The sequence below is a fragment of the Bradyrhizobium sp. genome, from assembly GCF_035701725.1.
Classification (GTDB): domain Bacteria; phylum Pseudomonadota; class Alphaproteobacteria; order Rhizobiales; family Xanthobacteraceae; genus Bradyrhizobium.
The window spans coordinates 49,398-69,516 of sequence record NZ_DASSRP010000415.1 but is presented as its reverse complement, the minus strand read 5'-3'; the positions used below and the strand labels follow the sequence as shown (position 1 = coordinate 69,516).

The following is a 20,119-nucleotide window of genomic DNA, read 5'->3' as shown; positions in this document are numbered from 1 at the left end:
CGACTAGACGCGGAAATGCTTGGAGAGCTTCAGGCCCTGGGCCTGATAGTTCGAACCGATGCGCTGGCCATACATCGCATTCGGCCGTGACAGCATTTTCTCGTAGACGAGACGGCCGACGATCTGGCCGTGCTCGAGAATGAACGGCACCTCGCGCGAGCGCACTTCGAGCACCGCGCGCGCGCCCTTGCCACCGGCGCCGGCATAACCGAAGCCGGGATCGAAGAAGCCGGCGTAATGCACGCGGAATTCGCCGACCAGGGGGTCGAATGGCACCATCTCCGCAGCGTAATCCGGCGGCACCTGCACGGCTTCCTTCGAGGCCAGAATATAGAACTCGCCGGGATCGAGGATGAGGCTGCCGTCGGAGCGCGCCGCAATCGGCTCCCAGAACTCCTCCACCGCATAGCCGCCGCGCCGATCGACATCGACCACCCCGGTGTGGCGCTTGGCGCGGTAGCCGACGAAGCCAGAGGCTTTTTCGCCGGAGAGATCGACGCTCAATGCGACGCCGCCGGTGAGATCGGCCTTATCGACATCGACCAGCCGTTCCAGCCGATGCAAGGCGTCGAGTTCGTCGGCGCTGAGGATCGCATCGCCGGCGCGGAAGCGAACCTGAGAGAGCCGCGAGCCCTCGCGCAACAGCACCGGAAACGTCTTGGGGCTGATCTCCGCATAGAGCGGACCATGATAGCCGGCACCGATCATGTCGAAGCGGCGCGTGCCGTCGGCGATCACACGGGTGAAGACATCGAGCCGCCCGGTGGAGCTCTTGGGGTTGGCCGCGGCAACGATCTCCGGCGGCAGCGCCAGCGATTCCAATAGCGGCACGATGTAGACGCAGTTGGTTTCGAGCACCGCGCCATCGGCCAGCGAGATCTCGTGCAGCTTTAGTTCGTCGATGCGCTCGGCGACCGTCGCGCCAGGCCCCGGCAGGAAGCTCGCCCGCACCCGGTAGGCGATGTCGCCGAGGCGCAGATCGAGGCTCGCCGGCTGGATCTGGCTTTCGACGAACGGGTAAACCGGCAGGATCAGGCCGGAATCGGCCATCGCCGCGATCATGCGGTCGGGCAGGATGCCATGGGCGCCGGACGGAAGCGTGAAGCTCACGGGGGTTGCGATCCTTACGGGGGCCATTAGGCGCTGAAAATAGGGCCTTTTACCGGTTATCCGATGGTCGGCTTGACGGAAAGGGTACGAGCGAATATCAGCATGACTTATCCCGTGGTGATTTGAGCCGGCCGGCTTGCAGCCACGTTAAACAAGTCGCTAAACAGGCCGGGGACAGTGTGATCCCGGCCTCATGGAGTTGCTCCAGGCCGGTTTTTTTATGGCCGTTTTCGAAGGCGGCCAGGAGGTCACATGTCAAGCTCAGCTTCTGCCACGCCCGCTTCCCCTGCCCGCTACCGCCCCGAAACCCGGCTGGTCCACGCCGGAACCATCCGCTCGGAATTCGGCGAAACGTCGGAGGCGATGTTTCTCACGCAAGGGTACGTCTACGACACCGCCGAGCAATGCGAGGCCCGCTTCAAGGGCGAAGACCCCGGCTACATCTATTCGCGCTATTCCAATCCCACGATTGCGATGTTCGAAAAGCGGATGATCGAGCTCGAAGGCGCCGAAGCCGGCCGCTCGACCGCGACCGGCATGGCGGCGGTGACGACCGCGATCCTTGCTCCGCTCAAGGCCGGCGATCATGTCGTGGCGGCGAAAGCGATGTTCGGCTCCTGCCGCTATGTGGTGGAGGATTTGCTGCCGCGCTACGGCATTGCCTCGACGCTCGTCGACGGCCTCGATCTCGACCAGTGGCAGCGTGCGGTGCGGCCAACGACCCGCAGCTTCTTCCTTGAGAGCCCGACCAACCCGACGCTCGACGTGCTCGACATCGCAGGCATCGCCGAGATCGCCCATGCGAGCGGCGCGCGGCTGATCGTCGACAACGTGTTCGCCACGCCGATCTGGCAAAGCCCGCTCGCGCTCGGCGCCGATGTCGTGGTCTATTCCGCAACCAAGCACATCGACGGCCAGGGCCGCTGTCTCGGCGGGATGATCCTGTCGTCAGAAGCCTTCATTGCCGAGCACCTGCACAACTTCATGCGCCAGACCGGGCCCTCGCTGTCGCCGTTCAATGCCTGGGTCCTGCTCAAGGGACTGGAGACGCTCGCTGTACGCGTGCGCGCGCAGACCGAGACAGCCGCCAAGATCGCCGACGCGCTGGCACGACATCCGAAAATCTCGCGCCTGGTCTATCCGGGCCGTGACGATCATCCGCAGGCCGCGCTCGTGAAGAAGCAGATGCGCGCCGGATCGACGCTGGTCGGCTTCGAAGTCAAGGGCGGCAAGGCAGCAGCGTTCCGCACCTTGAACGGCCTGAAGCTGGCGCGCATCTCCAACAATCTCGGCGATGCCAAGAGCCTCGTCACCCATCCCGCCACCACGACGCATCAGAGGCTGTCGCCGGAGGCGCGCGCCGAGCTTGGCATCAGCGACGGCTTCATCCGCTTCTCGACGGGCCTGGAGCATGCCGACGATCTGATCGAGGATCTTGATGCCGCTCTGGCGGCGGCATAGCGAATGGCGGAAAGGGAGTAGCGAATAGTGATTACTCTACACGCTATTTCCTATTCGCTACTCACCACTCCCTATTCGCTAGTCGCCACGCCCCCGGGATGACGCCTGATGGCGTCACATCGGCCGGTTTGGCAGGCCGGATGGCACGTTGACGCCGAGCTTGATCTGGCCGACGGAACGGATGATGTCGTCACCCAGCAACTGGGCGAAGCAGGCATAGCCCCAATCGTTCATGTGCAGGCCGTCGGCAATCACGAAAGTGTCGATCGGCAGCGACTGGTTCTCGTGCCACTGCCGCATCACCTCAAAGCGCGGGAATACGCCGATGTGGCGGAGCTGGGCGATCCTGGACAACAGCTTCACCATCTTGCTCGCGCCTTCCGGATGCTCGATCACGCGCGGTGAATATTGCAGGTCGACCAGCACGACATCGGCACCCGCGGCTTGAATGCGGGCGACCCCGTCCTGGACCATCTGCGCCGTCGCATCGGGGTCGAGATTGCGGATCACCGCGTTGGTGCCGACTTGCCAGATCACCAGATCGGGCTTCATGTCGATGACTTCGGCTTGCAACCGCTTCATCATTTCGGGCGCGTCTTCGCCGCCGCGGCCGCGATTGACGACGCTGATGTTGGCGGTGGGATATTTCCGCTGCAGTTGCGCCGCCAGCCGGTTGGGATAGGTGAACTCCGGGGCCGACGTGCCGTAGCCCGCGGTCGAGGATGATCCGAACGCGACGATCACCACAGGCTCGCCGGCAACAAGCTTATGCGCAACGCGTGGCAGCGAACCGAGCGATCGCGGCAGCCCCTTGGGCGCAAGGCAAGGCACGCGGCTGAAGATGTCGCCAGCGGATTTTGCGACCTGCTTGAACTTGTCGATGGCTTTCTCGGTGATGCTCTTTGGCGGCGCCTGATTGGAGGATTGCGCCGGCGCGTCGGTCTGCGACTGATTGGCCGGCGAGGTCGCGGGCGAAGCCTGCTCGGGTGAGGTCTGGCTCGCGCCGTCGGCCGGCGCGGCGCCCTGGCCCGACGATTCCGCAACCGGCGTCAGCGGCGAGGTGCCTTCCGGCTTGGAGGCGGTGTCGGACCTTGCGCCGTCGACCTTTGCGCCGTCGAACTTGGGACTATCAGAAAGGGCCGCCTGCTGGGTCGTCTCGGCGCAAATCGGCGCGATCGCGCCCGACGCCAGCAGCAGCAAAGCTGCGGCGGTCGCACGTCGCGCCGTTCGGCCAAAAGGGAGGAAACTACTCCAGGACATCAACACAGGCTTTCTCAATTATTCTCCGGCGCGGGCTTCGGATGAGCCGCAGCCATAATAAATTCCGACAACGCGCGCCCAAGGCAATTGTGGACCCGCTTGGCAAGTTCCGAGCCATGAACAGGGGTGAACAGGTCGAACTCTCCGGCTTCGGACCACGCCTTCATCAACGCGAAGCGATCAAACAGCGGAGCCTCGTGCTCCTGAGCCGCCACGCGCATATTGTCCAGATAAGGGGACGCAGAAATCATCGACTCCGTACGCGGACTGTATTGCGGGTTGACCAGGACGACGTCAGTTCCAGCCTCCTGCATCGCGACGATGCCTTCGCTGACTGCGGTGCGGAAATCGTCCGGATCAACGGAACGCATAGCATCCACGGTTCCGGTCTGCCATATCACCAAAGTCGGCTTCTTGCTTTCCACCAGCTTCGGAAGGTCAGCGGCGACCTCTTCAGCGGTCTTCTTTGCCTGTATTTCTACGGACAAATTAACCTCGATCGACGGCAGTTTCGATTTCAGTTCGGCCTGCATCCGTCCGGGATAAGCGTCGGAGGAGGTCGCGCTTGTATTGATGGTCGAGGAGCGGCTGCCGACGAGCAGGATGTTCAAGGGATGGCTTGCCTTGATGGCTTCGGCAACCTTGGGCAGCGCGTTGTCGCTGGAAAGCAGATAGTCCGGGACCTCGCAGGCCGCGGCCGCAGGCGCAGGGTTTGGTGCAGCAGGTATAGGACTGGGTGCAGGAGCATCTTCGGCGCGCACGGGAGCTATAGCCAGAAAACCGGCCAGCACGCTCACACTCAGGATTGCCCCTGAGACGGACCTCATGCGCCCCCTCCCGCCAGATCGGCGTTGCCGCCGGTGGCCTTGGCTTTGGAGCCACTCTTGTCGGCAGAGTGCTTGTACCATGAAAAGAGCCAGGCCGCGGCTGACATAATCAGGATTCCGGAAATACTGATAACAAAGTGCAACCCTGTTCCGCCCGAATACTCCGCCAGGATGAAATGGCCGGCAAAGGCCAGAAACACGCCCAGACAGAAGATCTCAAGGGAATGCTGGCCGCAAAGCACTAATGGTCGCAGCCATGGCGATTTGAGGCCAGGCCAATCCTTGGGCAGGAAGCGCACCGTTACGGCGGCCAGCGCCAGGAAATGCGCAAAGCGCAACACGTCAAGGTCGGTCTTGCTGATCGGATACATCCATTGCTCGAGCCGCTTGGGCATCAGATGGCCGAGCTGCGGGAGGTACCAGGTGAGCGTGACAAAGAAGGCGAACAGCAGATAGGCGATGCAGATCCAGAGCGTGATCCGCGAGGCAAGGATGCGCGACATCCGCTGTGCACCGCCCTGCGCGCACCAGGCGCCGAACACGAACAGCAACTGCCAGGCGAACGGGTTGAAAACCCAGAAACCGCTCGGATAGGCCGACAAATAGAGATCGAACTCCCAGGTGGCGGCATAAAGCAGGACGGACAATGCCAGGGTCAGGTCGGCGCTCCGCCGCATCAGCCACAGGATCAACGGCAGGAACAGCATCAACACGATGTAGAGCGGCAGCACGTCCATGTTGACGGGGCGGAATCGCAGCAGCAGCGCCTGGACGATGGTGACATCGGGCTCTTTGAGAAAATCCAGGATGCCCATCTCTTCGGTGTAGAGCGGGTTCTCGAATCTGGTGGCGACATAGGAGATCTCGGCAAGAAAGATCGTGAACAGGAACACGTGCGCGACGTAGATCTGCCAGACCCGTCGCAGGATGCGTGCGGTCGCCACCACGAAGCCGGCGTCGCGCATCGCCCGGCCGTAGACGAAGGAAGCGGTGTAACCGGAAATGAAGATGAAGATTTCGGTGGCGTCGGAAAATCCGTAGTTGCGGATCGTGAGCCAGGTCAGAAGGTTCTGCGGCAGATGATCGATGAAGATCAGCCACAATGCCATCCCGCGGAACAGATCGAGCCGCAATTCGCGCTCGGACGTTGCGGGACGCGCGATCGCGGCCGCGCCTGCCTGCGCGCCGGAGGGCGCCAGCGCACCGGCTTCGGCCGCAAGCGGGGGTCCGGAAATTTGATCGGCAACCGAGCTCATCTCAGATCATCTTCAAGGGGACGGTCCGTTCGGCCGACGCATCCTGCAAGTCTATAGGCCAACGGGGAACAAGCAAAGCCGCGGTGATCCCGGCTGCTCGAGGTTCCTGGCGCAGCTAGCCCCCAACCGTGGCGAAACGGCGATGGAAAATACCGCAAGCGACGCTTGCCACAATTGGTTCTGATGCAGCGATCGGTTAGACTATCAAATCTCAGAGAGACGACGATCGATTCCGCATGTACCGCGCCGTGACCCGCAACATCGAAGTGACCGTGGAGCCGAATTTCCTCCCGGAACGCTCGTCCGTGGAAAACCGGCAGTATTTCTGGTCCTACACCATCGTCATCACCAATTCCGGCGAGGAGACGGTGCAACTGCAGACGCGGCATTGGATCATTACCGATGCAACCGGGCGGCAACAGGAAGTCCGCGGCGAGGGTGTGGTCGGCGAGCAGCCGGTGCTCGCGCCCGGCGAACGCTTCGAATACACCTCCGGCGTTCCGTTGCCGACCGCGTCGGGTTTCATGACCGGGCGCTATCAGATGATCAGCGAAAGCGGCGAGAAGTTCGAGATCGACGTCCCGACATTTTCGCTCGACAGTCCGGAAGCCAAACGCGTCTTGAACTGACATGCCGTCCGCCCCCGCGGCGCAAGGCGGCGTCGCCGGTCCACGCAGATTGCGGCTATTGCACCCGGTTTTGCAGCAACATAGCTTCAGCCGGCCAAGAACCGAAACGACCATCGTGTTCAGAAACCCGCTCCTGTCATTTGCCGTCATGGTGTCGATGCTCGCCTCCGTGCCTCCGGCCGGCGCCGGCCAGTTCGAGGACGCGCAGGCGGCGGTCGGTGCCGGGGACTATGTGACCGCCCTCAATTTGCTCGGGGCGCTGGCCGATCAAGACAATCCTCATGCCGAACGCGCGCTCGGGATCTTGTACGTCAAAGGCCAGGGCGTTCCACAGGACTACGCGATCGGAATGAGATGGCTGCGCCTTGCGGCCGACAAGGGATTGCCGGACGCCCAGAACGAGGTCGGGGTGCTGTACCAGCAAGGCCGCGGCGTCGCACGCAACGAAGCCGAAGCGGTGAAATGGTTTCGCCGGGCCGCCGATCAAGGTGGTCTCGCCATCGCCCAGAACAATCTCGCCGACTGCTATCTGCTCGGATTGGGCGTGCCGCAGGATTTTGCCGAAGCGTTCAAGTGGTATCGCATCGCTGCCGATCAAAGCTCCGCTTACGCGGAAAACGTCATCGGCATCGCTTATGAGCGCGGCTTTCAGGTTGCGCAGGATGACGCCGAGGCCTTTCGCTGGTACCGCCGCGCGGCGAACAAGGTTTACGACCGGCCCGGCAATACCTGGATCCACACGCCGCAGTACAACATTGCCGCGATGTATGCCGCAGGCCGCGGCACCGCCCAGGACTATGTCCGCGCCCTGATGTGGTTCAACCTGGCCGTCGCGTTCGGCGACACCAGGCCGCCTCCGCAGATTGGCATCAATCTGGTCGACACCTCGAAGTACACGGCGGTGGAACAGCGAGACCGGCTCATGGCACAGATGACGAGCGCGCAGATCGCCGAGGCGGAACGGATGGTTCGGGAGTGGCGGCCTCATCCTGTCGTGACGATCGAGCGCTGAGAGGCCGGCGAGGCTTCCGGCCGCCGCACCGCGCTCCGGATCTGTGTTCGGAAATGGCTGCTGCCCGCCGTCTGAGCGGGAGGTGATGACGGGTTTCAGCGAAAGCATGCGTCCGCAATCTCGCCGCGTCATCGGCGCGAGTCTTGTTCGGTCAATCTCCGCCTCCTTTGTGAAGAGGGCGCAGGGAATGCCGGGCGCTAGGCGCACCCGCAGCCTCGCGTGCAAAGATAGAAAGCACACGAGTTAGTCACCACAGGTTCGCCGACACGCCGGCATTCCCTGCGCGATGGTGTTACGGCTTACTTCGTGCTCTCTCTGGTGATCGGGCTTTCTTGCCACCATCCCCGGTGCGATGCGGAGCATCGTCACCGAGTTAACGCCAGCGTCGAGGCGTCAAGACCACACGACTTCGCCGTCCGCCTCGGTTGCGCCCGTCTTGCGCCGCCAACGCGTCCACCGCATCCCGCGCTCTACGTATCGTGACGATCGCGAAACGCCCCTCCGGAAGAGGCGGGACAGGAATCGCTCTTAAGGCTGTGTCTACCAAACGGCCAAGCCAAATATTTTTGCGAGCGGGGCTGGACACGCTTTCAGGTGATTTGCCCGTCGGGCAAATCACCTTGGATGCGGGCGACGGCCGCTTGATGTTGGATTCAAAAGACAGCGCCGGGCAGTCGCCTGCTGGCGGGACGGGCCCGATCAGGCGGCCTTCACGTCCTCGACGAAGCCGACGACCGCCTGCCAGAGCCGGTCGGCCTGATCGGTCAATTCGTTGGAGTTCTGCAGCGCGATCCGCGCATGCTCGTCGGTTTCCCCCGCCGCTTCCAGCACGCCCGAGATGTTGCTCGACACCTCGTCGGTGCCGGCGGCGGCCTGCTGGACGTTGCGCGCAATCTCGGCCGTGGCGGCGCCCTGTTCCTCGACGGCGCTCGCGGTCGAGGATGCGATCTGGTTGATTTCCATGATCACGGATTCGATGCCCTTGATGGCAGTGGCGGCCTCGCGGGTCTCATCTTGGATCGCGGAGATCTGGGCGGCGATGTCCTCGGTCGCGCGCGCCGTCTGCGAGGCAAGGTTCTTGACCTCGGAGGCGACGACCGCAAAGCCACGGCCGGCCTCGCCCGCCCGCGCCGCTTCGATGGTCGCGTTGAGCGCAAGCAGGTTGGTCTGCGAGGCGATGTCGTTGATCAGGTTGATGACTTCGCCGATGCGGTCGGCGGCCTGCGACAGGCCCTCCATGGTGGCCGTGGTCCGGCTCGCCTGCTCGGCCGCGCGGCGCGCGACGTTGGCCGAGCTTTGCGCCTGCTGACCGATTTCACGGATCGAGGCTGACAGTTCTTCGGCCGCCGAAGCCACGGTCTGAACGTTGGCCGATGCCTGCTCGGAGGCGGTCGCAACCGCGCTCGACTGGGCCTTGGTCCGCTCCGCAGCGCCGCACATGGTGTTGGCGCCGTCGTGCATTCGCTGCGCCGATTGCTTAACGGAGTCGGCGATGTTCTTGACCGCCTGCTCGAGTCGCGCGGCCAGCTCGCGCAACCCCGCTTTGCGGTCCTGCTCGGTTTGAACCGCCAGACGGTTCTTCTCGGACTCGACCTCGGCCATGCGAAGCGCGTTGTTTTTGAAGATGGTGACGGCGCGCGCCATGTTGCCGATCTGGTCACCGCGCTCGGTGCCTTCGATTTCGACGCTCAGATCGCCCTCGGCGAGCTGCGACATCGTCCGGGTCATCCGCTTGATCAGCATGGAGATGGAAATCGTGATCAGCGTCGCCAGGATGGCAGCAATGACGCCGAACGTTACCGCGGCAACCGTGCCCGCGGTCGATGCCTCATCGGCGATTTTCGCGGCACTCGAAACCGCTTCGCTGCGGCTGGTCTGATATTCGTTGCGCAGCGCCTCGGCGTCCTCACCGAGCTTGACGCCGGCTTTGACCATGGTCCCAAAGCTCTGTTCGGTCGAGACGGACGAACCGATGAACTGCTCGGCCGACGTCAGCATTTTCTCGACCTGTGCCGGCAGTGCCGCAGCGATCTTGGCCAGCGCCGGATCGGCCGGCGGCAAGGTTTTCACCTCGGCCATTTCCCTGCCGACCCGCTCCCGTTCCGCACCGATGATATCGATGTCGGTGGCGGAAGGCGCACCGAGATAACGATAGACGAGCGCGCGCAGCGCCTGGACCGCCTGTTCGAGCCGCTGCGCCGGGGCGAGCGCCGCCTCATGCGCGGCGCCGAATTCGAGGGTGATCGTCGTCAGCGTGTTGGTGAGGCGGATGCCGCTGGCGTTGATCGCGGCAAGTGCGGCCTGGCGCTTCTTGACGTCCTCGTCCAGCTTGTTGAACGCAGCGTGATAGCTGGAAAGGCTGCTGCGCAGCGCGTCGCCCCTCGGGCCCACGACCTCGCGCAGGCGATCGATCGACTTTTCGAGAGGCTCGAAGGCGGCGATCGATCGCGTGCGGTCCGAAGCCGAACCGGAACGGAAGTAATCGACGTTGACGCGGCGCAAAAGCAGAAGCTCGCGGCTGAAATTGCTAACCGTGTCGGTCGCCGCCGAGGCGCGCTCGATATGCACAACATTATCGCGCACGTCGCGGATGCGAAGATTGTAGAAGATCGAGGTGCCCGCACTTAGCACCATCAAGAGGCCGAAACCGCCGATCAGGCGACCGTTCAGGCTGATCCGGTTCGCGACAGAGAGCAAAGACATCGATTTGGCCTCACTTGCCGAAAGCGCGAATGGCATCGATCTTGTCTTTGCCAAACTGCTTCTGGAACTGGCTTTCAAGACTGGCGAGCGAGGCGGCGAAGGCCGGCCGGTCGATATCGTCGACCACCTGCATGCCGCGGCGCTTGAGCTCGTCGACACCGCTCTTTTCGGACCGATCGACATAGGCGCGGCTGGCCTTGCTCCCGGCGATGCCGGCACCGCGCAGCGCGGCTCGATCCTCCGGCGACAGACGCTCAAAAACCCGCTTCGACATCAGGAAGGCGGCCGGCGAGTAAACATGCCCGGTCAGGCACAGATAGCGCTGAACCTTGTCGAAATTCGCCGCAAGGACGGTCGGAATCGGATTCTCCTCGGCCTGGAACACGCCGGACGAAAGGGCAGCGTACAGATCCGGAAAAGGCAGCGAGCGCACGTCGGCGCCGATCGCCTTGAAGCTTGCCACCATCACCTCGGATTGCGGCACGCGCAGCTTGAGGTTCTTGAGATCTTCCGGCCGATGCACCACACGGTCGGAGGTGGTGAGATGACGAAGGCCGTTTTCGCCCCAGGCAAGACCGATGATGCCCTGCGGCTCGAAGCTTGCCAGTGCCGCCTGGCCGATCTCGCTGTCCATCACGCCGCGGGCGTGGGCAATATCGCGAAACAGGAAGGGGATGTCGAAGATGCTCAGTCCAGGTACGAGGGCTGAAAAGACGGCGGATGACGCAAACGTCATATCCAGCGTCCCGGCGGCAACGTCCTGGCACATTTCCAGCTCGCCGCCCGCTTCACCCGCCGGGTACTGCTCGACCCGCAGACGGCCGCCGCAATGCCGCTCGACGTGAGCGGCGAATTCCGCCACGCCGGCGCCGAACTGAGATTCCCGGGCACTGGTTGTGCCGATCCGCAAGACCTGCGGCGGCACGGCCGGATAGGCCCGCCGGCTCGATAGGCCGGGCATCAGACCGGCCGCCGCGGCACCCCTCAGGAAACGCCGTCTCGAAATCTTGTTACGCATGTCTTTCCCCGCGGCCCGACGCGATGCGTAATAGACGGCAAACACGGTAAAAAAACCGATAACGCGCGCGGGCCGGCGGCGGGACGCGGGGCGTTTCAGGCGTCGGCGAGCGCAAACCCGCTGGTTGGAATGGCCGGCCTGCGGCGCGAGATGAGATCACCGATCAGCCGCCCGGACGCCAGTGCCAGCGTAAATCCAAGCGCGCCATGACCGATGTTGAGCCAAAGATTGTCGAAGGGTGTCCGGTCGATGACCGGAAGCCCCTTCGGCGTGGCGGGACGCAGGCCGCACCAGGCAACCGCCGTGTCGAAATCGGCCGTGCCGGGAAACATCGCCTTGGCCGCAGCGCGCAGCGTCGCAACCCGCCCGGCGTTCATGTCCGCCCGCCGGCCGCCGATGTCGGCCATGCCGGCGATCCGCAGCCGGTCGCCGAGCCGGGCATAGACCACCTTGCGCTCGTAGTCTGTGATGCTGACGCGCGGCGCGAGGGCTTGGTGATCCAGCGTTGCCGTGAGGCTATATCCCTTCAGCGGGTAAAGCGGCGCGCGAACTCCCAGTCGTCCAAGCAATGGGACGCTCGACGATCCCGTTGCGATCACGACGTGATCAGCCTGGAGATCCTCATCCGCAGTGAACGCCTTGATCCGCCGCGGCGATATCCGCTGCAGCCGGGTGACGGTCGTACCGAAGCGGAACACCACGCCACGCTTGCGCAGCAGGCGCATCAAGCCGACGCAAAACTGGTAGCAATCGCCGGCGTCTTCGCTGCCGGTGAAAATGCCGCCGCTGATGTCGCCGGCAAGATGAGCGAGCGCAGGCTCTTTCGCGACACAGGCGGCAGCGTCGAGCGCCTCCTGCTCGCAACCCAGCGAGCGCTGATACTCCAACAGGCGCCGCGCCGCATCGAACGAGGCCTTGGTGCGATGAACCACGAGCTTGCCGGCGTTGGCATGATCGAAACTCAGGTCAGGCTCGCCAGCGAGCAATTCGTCCATCAGGTCGCGGCTGAAGAACGACAGCGACAGCAACCGCCGGGTCGATTCCTCGCTCTGGCGATGGGTGCAGGCCCGCACGAACTGCGCCAGCCATCTCCACTGCTGGAGATCGGCGCGCGGACGGTAGCGAACCGGCGAATCCCCCCGCAGCAGCCATTTCGGCAGCTTCGAAAGCACGCCGGGGCCCGCCAGCGGCGCGACATAGCTGTAGGAAAGCTGGCCGCCATTGGCAAAACTGGTCTCGCTCGCCACGTCGCTATTGCGCTCGACGACGGTGACCTCGTGCCCGTCGGCGCGCAGATACCAGGCCGTGGTCAAGCCGACGACGCCGGCCCCGAGAACGATGACATGCATGGCGACCTGAATCTCCCGATCAACAGGTGCCACTTTTTCTTCAATTCGCCTGAGCCGTCCAATATCGATCGGCGGGCGGGATATAGACGCGGGTTATAGCCCGCACCCGCCCCAACGGACCGCGGCTAGCAAACCTGGCGCAGGAATTTCATCAAGCGCTCGGCAGTCTGCGGCGGCGGGCGCTCGTGCTGGGTCAGCGCATAGACGTTGAGGCTCGAGGCAATCTCGACTGGCCGCACCTGGATGTCGGAGACGCCGGGCGGATAGTTCGCCGTGAACGAATCGACCAGCGCGATGCCGACGCGCGCCTGCACCAACGACTTTGCCAGCGTATAGGTCTGCACCGAAATGGCGCTCTTGGGGCTCGCTCCGGCATCCTCGATCCAGTTGGACAGGATGCTGCCGAGATGGTCCTCGGCATCGATGGTGATGAGCGGTTGATCCGTCAGTTCTTCGGCGCGCAGCGGTCTTTTGAGAAGCTTGTCGGGCCACCAGCGGGCGGGCGCGATCGCGCACAGGCCGCAACTGCGCAGCTCCGTGAGCACCAGATTGGGATGCGAAACCGGACGCATCGTCAGGCCGAGCTCGATTTCGTTGAGCAGCAGCGCCTGTTCGATTTCGCGCGTGTGCGCCACCGAAAGTTCGCAGCTTGATTGCGGATAGGCGCGGCACCAGCGCGCCACGGCTTGTGGCAACAGATGGTGCGCAAGCGCGGGCGTCGCGGCAATTCGCAGCGGACGGGCCGACCCCTGCGAAAGGCTGGCGGCGAGGCGGCGGATGCGCCGCAACTGTTCGTCGAACGGCGTCAACTCCCGCTGCAACTGCAATGCCTCCTGGGTCGGCACCAGCTTGCCCTTGCTGCGCAGGAACAAGGGAAATCCGACCGACTGCTCGGCATGCTGGAGAATCTTGCTCACCGCGGGCTGCGAAATATTGAGGATCTTGGCCGCGCCATTGGTCGAACCGGTCAGCATGACCGCGCTGAAAACCTCGATGTGTCGCAAGCGCACGTATATCCTCCGGCGTAACGAGCGATGGCTCGCGCGTAAGCTGTCGGAAGCATCAATTCCTGCGCGCTTTGCGCTGTCAACCCTGCGCCATCCGTATAACCCGAGGTTATATCGGGTCCCTGCCTTTTCATTGGGCGCGCCCGAACTGCGGCATCTACAGTCGAAATCAACCGGACTAATGGTCTGGCGCGACGGAAGCATCCAATCCAGATGTGCCGCACAAGGGGAGACTTCGTGACATCGGGCTTTTCAAGATCGCAAAAGATCGCCTGCCTCTCCGGACTGTTTCTGGCCTGGGCGGTCGGGTATGCCGACCGCATCCTGATGAGCGTAGCGGTCATCCCGATCAGCCGCGAATTTTCGCTCGATGCAGGCCAGGCCGGCATGTTGCTCAGCGTCTTCTACGTCAGTTACGCGCTGATGCAGCTCGCGGGCGGGTGGTTGTCGGATCGCTACGGCTCGCGCATCGTCGTGGTGTGCTGCATCGTGATGTGGTCGATCTTTACCAGCGCGACCAGCTTCGCCTGGTCGTTCGCCTCGCTGCTCGCCATTCGCTTCATGTTCGGCCTCGGCGAGGGAAGCTTTTCGCCGGCAAGTTCGGTGACGGTCGCGGAGGTCTTTCCAAAATCGGAACGGGCACGGGCGAAGTCGTTCCTGATTTCCACGGTGTTCCTCGGCAATGCCGCCGGTGCCGGCCTGATCGGCGCGACCGTCGCCTATCTCGGCTGGCGCGGATCGTTTCACATTCTGAGCTGCCTCGGCTTTGCGGTCGCCTTGTTCCTCTGGTTTGCGCTGCGCGGGGGCATCGCCTCCCAGCGCGAGCATGCGGCGAGCCGTCCGCATCAGCCGTGGGGATCGCTGCTGCGAATCCCGATGGCGTGGAAACTGACCGCGATCTGGTCCTTTACCAGTCTGCTCTATATCGGCGTTCAGTCCTGGATGCCGTCCTACCTGATGAAGACGTATGGGGTCGATCTGAAGCAGGCCGGTCTTGCGACCATGCTGCCGAACCTGATTGCGTTCGCCGGGACCAATATCGTCGGATTGCTGCTGGACAAGCACGGCAAGGGACGCGAGAAAACGTTCATGGTGCTCGGCGCGCTGTTCAGCGCGGTCTTTCTCGCTCTGATGATCACGACCGCCTCGCTTTACCTGCTGCTGGCGTACTGGACGCTGCTGCTGCTGGCGTTCAATTTCGTCTATGCCACGGTTTTCGCCGCGCCGCTGCGGCACTTCCCCGAGCACTTGATCGGCAGCGCGACCGGGCTGATGAATTTCGGCGGACAGCTCGGCGGCTCGGTGGCCCCAGCGGCCATGGGAGCGCTGATCGCGGCGTCCGGGGGTTCATATCTTGCGGCCTTCTGCCTGCTGCTGGCGTCCGCCGTCACGTCGGCTATCGTCGCCTTGAACTGGCGCCCGGCCGGGGATACAGGCTTCGCCATCCAGCCCGCCGGCACCCGATAGACCCAAGGAGTTGCCATGACCGGCCGCACAGACACTTTCGATCTCATCATCCGTGGCGGGACGATCATCGACGGAACGCGCCAACCTCGCTTCGATGCCGATGTCGGCGTCCGCGACGGCATGATCGCCGCGATCGGCGATCTGTCGGGCGCGCAAGCGCCCGTGGCGCTGGAAGCCCGGGGAAAAATCGTTGCGCCGGGTTTCATCGATTCCCATACGCATGACGACCATGCCCTGCTCTCCGAGCCCGAGATGACGTTCAAGATCTCGCAAGGCGTCACCACCGTGGTGACTGGCAATTGCGGAATCAGCCTCGCACCACTGAAGCCGGATCTGCCGCGTCCGATGCCGCAGAGCCTGCTGGGCGCCGGGGATCCGTCCGCCCGCACCTTCGAGCGTTTTTCCGATTATCTGGAGACCCTGCGGCGCACACCCGCCTCGGTCAATGTCGCCCCGATGGTCGGCCATACGACGCTGCGCCTGATGACCATGGCTTCGCTCGATCGCGCCGCGACGTCGGAGGAAATCGCCGCGATGCGCGGCTTGCTGGTCGAAGCGCTCGACGCCGGTGCGATCGGCGTATCGACCGGCACTTACTATCCGCCGGCCGCGATGGCCACGTCCGAGGAGGTCATCGAGGTTTGCCGTCCGATCGGCGGCACCGGCGCGGTCTACGCGACGCACATGCGCAACGAGGCCGAAGGCAGCGTCGAGTCGTTGAAGGAATCGTTCGAGATCGGCCGCGCGCTGAATGCGCCGGTGGTGATTTCCCACCACAAGCTGGTCGGCGAGGCGAATTTCGGCAAGTCCGCCGTGACCCTGCCCTTGATCGACGCCGCGATGAAGTGCCAGTGCGTTGCGCTCGATTGCTATCCCTATGCGGCCAGTTCGACCATGCTGCATACCGACGAGGCCAGACTACGCGGACGCATCATGATCGCCGAATGCGCCTCGCATCCGGAACATGTCGGCCGCGATCTCGCCGATATTGCGGATGAATGGCAGGTCAGCCGGCTCGAGGCGGCGCGGCGGCTGCAGCCGGCGAGCGCCATCTATTTCATCATGAACGAAGGCGATGTCAGAAACATCCTGTCGTTCGAATGCACCATGGTCGGCTCCGACGGCCTGCCGGGCGGGACCAAGCCGCATCCAAGACTCTGGGGCACCTTCCCACGGGTGCTGGGGCATTACAGCCGCGAGGTCGGGCTGTTTCCGCTCGAGACCGCCGTCTGGAAGATGAGCGGCCTGACCGCAAAAAATTTCGGTCTGGCGAAACGGGGCACCATCGCGCTGGGACAGCATGCCGACATCACCGTATTTGATGCGGCAACCGTGATCGACAAGGCGACTTACGACACGCCGACGGAGCCGGCCGACGGCATCGAATCCGTCATCGTCAATGGCGCCCTGACCTGGCATCAGGGCGCGCATAGCGGCGCCCGCCGCGGCCAGGTCATTTCGCGCATCAAGGCCGATGCGCAAGGTCACCGCGCCTAATCGCGGAAGCGCAGCGCGCGGACGCGGCCGAGAGGGGGCTAGGCCGCTCCCTCGTCCACACCGGCCTCGTGCGGCGTAAACTGATAGACCGACGAGCAGAACTCGCAGGTCACGACCACCTTGCCGTCTTTCACCATCGCGGCGCGGTCCTCGGGCGCAAAGCTGTTGAGCATGGCAGAAACTGCATCGCGCGAGCACGAGCATTGCGCATGCAGCACCAGCGGGGAAAACACCCGCACGCCGCGTTCGTGAAACAGCCGGTAGAGCAGCCGCTCGCCGGAGAGCGCGGGATCGATCAGTTCGACGTCCTCGACCGTTGCGATCAGCGACTGACCTTCGACCCAGGCATCGTCCTCGGCAATCGTATGCGCGACGGTGCCTTCCGGCGCATCGCCGGGATCGAGATCGGCCTGCCGTGCCCGCTCCGGCGCTTTGGGCAGGAATTGCAGCAGCATGCCGCCGCCGCGCCAGCGCCGCCGCGCGCCGCCTTCGCCACCGCGCCACTCTTCGCCGACCGCAAGGCGCACCTTGGTCGGAATCTGCTCGGAGCGCAGGAAGTATTCATGCGCGGCGTCTTCGAGGCTGTCGCCGTGCAGCGCGACGAGGCCCTGATAGCGGCTCATCTCCGGGCCCTGATCGATCGTCATCGCCAGATGTCCCTTGCCGAGCAACTGGCCGGAGGTCTGCCCTTCCTTGATCTGGCCGGCATCGAACCGCGCATAGGCGCGCAGCCGGTCGGGCGCCTGAAAATCGACGATGAGGAACGAGACTGGACCATCGGTCTGGGTCTGCAGGATGAAACGTCCGTCGAATTTCAACGACGAGCCGAGCAGCGTCGTCAGCACGATGGCTTCGCCGAGCAGTTTGGCGACCGGCGGCGGATAGTCATGCTTGGCGAGGAGATCGTCGAGCCCGGGGCCGAGCCGCGTCAATCGCCCGCGCAGATCAAGCGCGGCGACTTCGAAAGGCAGCACCGCATCGTCGACCGGAACCGAGGACGGCGCGCGAACCGGCGTTTCTTTCATTTTGATGTCGGGGGAATTGGAGGTCATGGCGCTCTATCTGGGGTCGGAGAGTACGAAGCGAAAGGGGCGATGCGGCGGTAACGCTGGTTGCTGTCGTCCCGGCGAACGCCGAGACCCATAACCACAGGCGGCAACCACGTTAAAGGGCTTCAACCACCGCGCCAAATCAAGAGATCACGCGGCATGGGTCCCTGCTTGCGCAGGGACGACAGTTGTTTGAGAAATTTCACCTCTCCCGCAAGGGAAAGGAAGACTGTGAGTTCGTGCGGCGAGTGCTACTTCACCGCCTGAAGGCACCAGGCCAAAATGCCTTTTTGCACATGCAGGCGATTTTCGGCCTCGTCGAACACCACCGACTGCGGGCCATCGATCACCTCATCGGTAACCTCGTCGCCGCGGTGTGCAGGCAGGCAGTGCATGAACAACGCATCGGGCTTTGCAAGCCGCATCAGCCGCGCATTGACCTGATAGGGCCGCAGCAGATTGTGACGGTGCTCGCCGTCCTTGTCGCCCATCGAGAACCAGGTATCCGTGACGACGCAATCGGCGCCGCGCACCGCGGCTTCCGGATCGTTGCCGAGCATGATCGGCGCCTGCGTCGCCTTGATCCAGTCGCGCATCGCCTTGTTGGGCGCGAGTTGCGGCGGCGTTGCCACGTTCAGATTGAACTTGAAGCGTTCCGCCGCGTGCGCCCAGGAAGCGAGCACATTGTTGTCGTCGCCGGTCCAGGCCACGGTGCGGCCCTGGATCGGCCCGCGGTGCTCTTCGAACGTCATCACGTCAGCCATGACCTGGCAGGGATGCGAGCGGCGCGTCAGCCCGTTGATCACGGGCACGGTGGCGTATTGAGCCAGCTCCAGCAGCGCCTCGTGATTGAGAATCCGGATCATGATGATGTCGACATAGCGCGACAGCACGCGCGCGGTATCGGCGATGGTTTCGCCGCGGCCGAGCTGCATTTCGGCGCCGGTCAGCATGATCGATTCACCGCCGAGCTGGCGCATGCCGACGTCGAACGATACCCGCGTGCGCGTCGAGGGCTTTTCGAAAATCATCGCCAGCGTCTTGCCCTTGAGCGGCTTGTCGGCCTCCTCGCCGCCGTTCTTCTGCGCCTTCAGCTTCGCCTTCATGGCAAGGCTCGCGGCCAGCACTTCGCGCAGTTCGCCGAGCGGCAGCTCGTTGAGATCGAGAAAATGACGCAGCACCTTGCTCATCGCGCGGCCGCCTTGTCTTTTGCAGCAAGCGCAGTGCAGGCACGTTCCAGTGATTGCATGGACTGCTCGATCTCGGCTTCCGACACGATCAAGGGCGCCAGGAACCGCACGACGTTGTCGCCGGCGCCGACCGTAAGCAGCTTCTGATCGCGCAACGCGGCAACCAGATCGGCCGACGGCACCACCGCCTTGACGCCAATCAAGAGACCCTCGCCGCGCACTTCGGCCAACACGCTGGGATAACGATCGACCACCGAAGCGAGCTTCTGCTTCAAGAGCAGCGACATCTTCTGCACATGCTCGAAGAAGCCGGGGGCCAGCATCACGTCGAGCACGGCATTCGCCGCCGCGACCGCCAGTGGATTGCCGCCGAAGGTCGAGCCGTGCGAGCCCGGCGCCATGCCGGATGCAGCTTCGCTCGATGCCAGCACCGCGCCGATCGGAAAACCGCCACCGAGCGCCTTGGCGAGCGACATCACGTCAGGCTCGACACCGATGCGCTTATAGGCAAACAGCTCGCCGGTGCGGCCCATGCCGGTCTGCACCTCGTCGAATGCCAGCAGGATGCCCTGCTCGTCGCACAGCGCGCGCAGCGCCTTGATGAAGGAGGGCTGCGCCGAGCGCACGCCGCCCTCGCCCTGCACCAGCTCGATCAGAATGCCGGCGGTATGCGGGCCGATGGCCTTTTTTACCGCTTCCAGATCGCCGTGCGGCACCTGGTCGAAACCATCGACCGGAGGACCGAAACCTTCGAGATATTTCGCCGTGCCGGTTGCCGCGAGCGTCGCCAGGGTGCGGCCGTGGAAGGCGCCTTCAAAGGTGACGATGCGATAGCGCTCCGGGTGACCTTTGGAGAAATGATAATGGCGCACGAGCTTGATGACGCCCTCGAGCGCTTCGGCGCCCGAATTACAGAAGAAGACATAGTCGGCAAAACTCTGCTCGCAAAGCCGCGCGGCGAGGCGCTCGCCGTCGGGACTCCTGAACAGGTTCGACATGTGCCAGAGTTTGGTCGCCTGCTCCTGCAGCGCCTTCACCAGATGCGGATGCGCATGGCCAAGCGCGTTCACCGCAACGCCGGAGGTGAAATCGAGATAGCGCTCGCCGTTTGTCGCGATCAGCCAGCAGCCTTCGCCGCGCTCGAAGGCGAGATCAACCCGGGCGAAAACCGGAAGCAGATGCGACGTCGCGCTTTTGGTCATGGCAACACTTAGACGTTAGAGGTGGCCGTTGTTTGCGCGTCTTGGCGCGGCCGACAATTACAAGCAGAGCTGAACCAGCAGT

The 20,119-nt window shown here is 63.7% G+C and carries 15 protein-coding genes, 1 pseudogene and 1 riboswitch; of the genes and pseudogenes, 5 read left to right on the top strand and 11 right to left on the bottom strand.

All coding sequences use genetic code 11. The features are described from left to right. Positions 1 to 3: 3 nt before the first annotated feature. Complete coding sequence (locus tag VFL62_RS25600; protein WP_414644844.1) at positions 4 to 1,137, bottom strand: 2'-deoxycytidine 5'-triphosphate deaminase; 1,134 nt, start codon at positions 1,135 to 1,137, stop codon at positions 4 to 6. Positions 1,138 to 1,214: 77 nt separating this feature from the next. Further along, positions 1,215 to 1,294, top strand: a riboswitch (SAM riboswitch). Between the two features lie 68 nt (positions 1,295 to 1,362). On the opposite strand from VFL62_RS25600, the gene VFL62_RS25595 reads away from it, so the two are divergent. After that, positions 1,363 to 2,571: an O-succinylhomoserine sulfhydrylase gene (locus tag VFL62_RS25595; RefSeq protein WP_325175181.1), complete on the top strand. Its 1,209-nt coding sequence runs from the start codon at positions 1,363 to 1,365 to the stop codon at positions 2,569 to 2,571. A gap of 114 nt (positions 2,572 to 2,685) precedes the next feature. On the opposite strand, the gene VFL62_RS25590 is transcribed toward VFL62_RS25595, so the two are convergent. Genes VFL62_RS25590 through VFL62_RS25580 form a run of 3 tightly spaced genes read right to left on the bottom strand, consistent with a single transcriptional unit; the run spans position 2,686 to position 5,914 of the window. Beyond that, a complete protein-coding gene (locus VFL62_RS25590; RefSeq protein WP_325175180.1) occupies positions 2,686 to 3,849 on the bottom strand; it encodes an SGNH/GDSL hydrolase family protein in 1,164 nt (387 codons plus the stop codon). Then, positions 3,846 to 4,658 carry an SGNH/GDSL hydrolase family protein gene (locus tag VFL62_RS25585; protein WP_325175179.1) on the bottom strand — a complete coding sequence of 271 codons (813 nt, stop codon included), beginning with the start codon at positions 4,656 to 4,658 and terminating at the stop codon, positions 3,846 to 3,848. The genes VFL62_RS25590 and VFL62_RS25585 overlap by 4 nt, the downstream gene beginning before the upstream one ends. After that, positions 4,655 to 5,914: an OpgC domain-containing protein gene (locus VFL62_RS25580; RefSeq protein ID WP_325175178.1), complete on the bottom strand. Its 1,260-nt coding sequence runs from the start codon at positions 5,912 to 5,914 to the stop codon at positions 4,655 to 4,657. Before VFL62_RS25580 ends, VFL62_RS25585 begins: the two co-directional genes overlap by 4 nt. A gap of 236 nt (positions 5,915 to 6,150) precedes the next feature. Here VFL62_RS25580 and apaG point away from each other — a divergent pair, with 236 nt between their 5' ends. Together apaG and VFL62_RS25570 are read left to right on the top strand one after the other, a co-directional pair. After that, the gene (apaG, locus tag VFL62_RS25575) at positions 6,151 to 6,543 is read left to right on the top strand and encodes a Co2+/Mg2+ efflux protein ApaG (protein WP_325175177.1); all 393 of its coding nucleotides are present in this window, start codon (positions 6,151 to 6,153) and stop codon (positions 6,541 to 6,543) included. A 115-nt stretch (positions 6,544 to 6,658) separates the two neighbouring features. Then, the gene (locus VFL62_RS25570) at positions 6,659 to 7,555 is read left to right on the top strand and encodes a tetratricopeptide repeat protein (RefSeq protein ID WP_325175176.1); all 897 of its coding nucleotides are present in this window, start codon (positions 6,659 to 6,661) and stop codon (positions 7,553 to 7,555) included. Positions 7,556 to 8,254: 699 nt separating this feature from the next. On the opposite strand, the pseudogene VFL62_RS26955 reads toward VFL62_RS25570, so the two are convergent. The 4 genes and pseudogenes from VFL62_RS26955 to VFL62_RS25550 form a co-directional block, all read right to left on the bottom strand. Then, positions 8,255 to 9,280, bottom strand: a pseudogene (locus VFL62_RS26955) (methyl-accepting chemotaxis protein); the annotation flags it as partial. A gap of 988 nt (positions 9,281 to 10,268) precedes the next feature. Continuing rightward, positions 10,269 to 11,276: a TRAP transporter substrate-binding protein DctP gene (gene dctP / locus VFL62_RS25560; protein ID WP_325175174.1), complete on the bottom strand. Its 1,008-nt coding sequence runs from the start codon at positions 11,274 to 11,276 to the stop codon at positions 10,269 to 10,271. A 95-nt stretch (positions 11,277 to 11,371) separates the two neighbouring features. Beyond that, entirely contained in the window at positions 11,372 to 12,658 is a 1,287-nt protein-coding gene (locus VFL62_RS25555) for a D-amino acid dehydrogenase (RefSeq protein ID WP_325175173.1), read from the bottom strand. Between the two features lie 92 nt (positions 12,659 to 12,750). After that, complete coding sequence (locus tag VFL62_RS25550; RefSeq protein ID WP_325175172.1) at positions 12,751 to 13,635, bottom strand: LysR family transcriptional regulator; 885 nt, start codon at positions 13,633 to 13,635, stop codon at positions 12,751 to 12,753. A gap of 234 nt (positions 13,636 to 13,869) precedes the next feature. Here VFL62_RS25550 and VFL62_RS25545 point away from each other — a divergent pair, with 234 nt between their 5' ends. Next, a complete protein-coding gene (locus VFL62_RS25545; RefSeq protein ID WP_325175171.1) occupies positions 13,870 to 15,099 on the top strand; it encodes an MFS transporter in 1,230 nt (409 codons plus the stop codon). Between the two features lie 15 nt (positions 15,100 to 15,114). After that, a complete protein-coding gene (locus VFL62_RS25540) occupies positions 15,115 to 16,596 on the top strand; it encodes a D-aminoacylase (protein ID WP_325175170.1) in 1,482 nt (493 codons plus the stop codon). A gap of 38 nt (positions 16,597 to 16,634) precedes the next feature. On the opposite strand, the gene VFL62_RS25535 is transcribed toward VFL62_RS25540, so the two are convergent. The 3 genes from VFL62_RS25535 to VFL62_RS25525 all read right to left on the bottom strand — a co-directional run bounded on the left by VFL62_RS25535 (position 16,635) and on the right by VFL62_RS25525 (position 20,037). Then, a complete protein-coding gene (locus VFL62_RS25535) occupies positions 16,635 to 17,648 on the bottom strand; it encodes an Hsp33 family molecular chaperone (protein ID WP_325175169.1) in 1,014 nt (337 codons plus the stop codon). A 248-nt stretch (positions 17,649 to 17,896) separates the two neighbouring features. Further along, a complete protein-coding gene (gene argF, locus VFL62_RS25530; RefSeq protein WP_325175168.1) occupies positions 17,897 to 18,835 on the bottom strand; it encodes an ornithine carbamoyltransferase in 939 nt (312 codons plus the stop codon). After that, positions 18,832 to 20,037 carry an aspartate aminotransferase family protein gene (locus VFL62_RS25525; protein WP_325175167.1) on the bottom strand — a complete coding sequence of 402 codons (1,206 nt, stop codon included), beginning with the start codon at positions 20,035 to 20,037 and terminating at the stop codon, positions 18,832 to 18,834. The genes argF and VFL62_RS25525 overlap by 4 nt, the downstream gene beginning before the upstream one ends. Between the last annotated feature and the right edge of the window lie 82 nt (positions 20,038 to 20,119).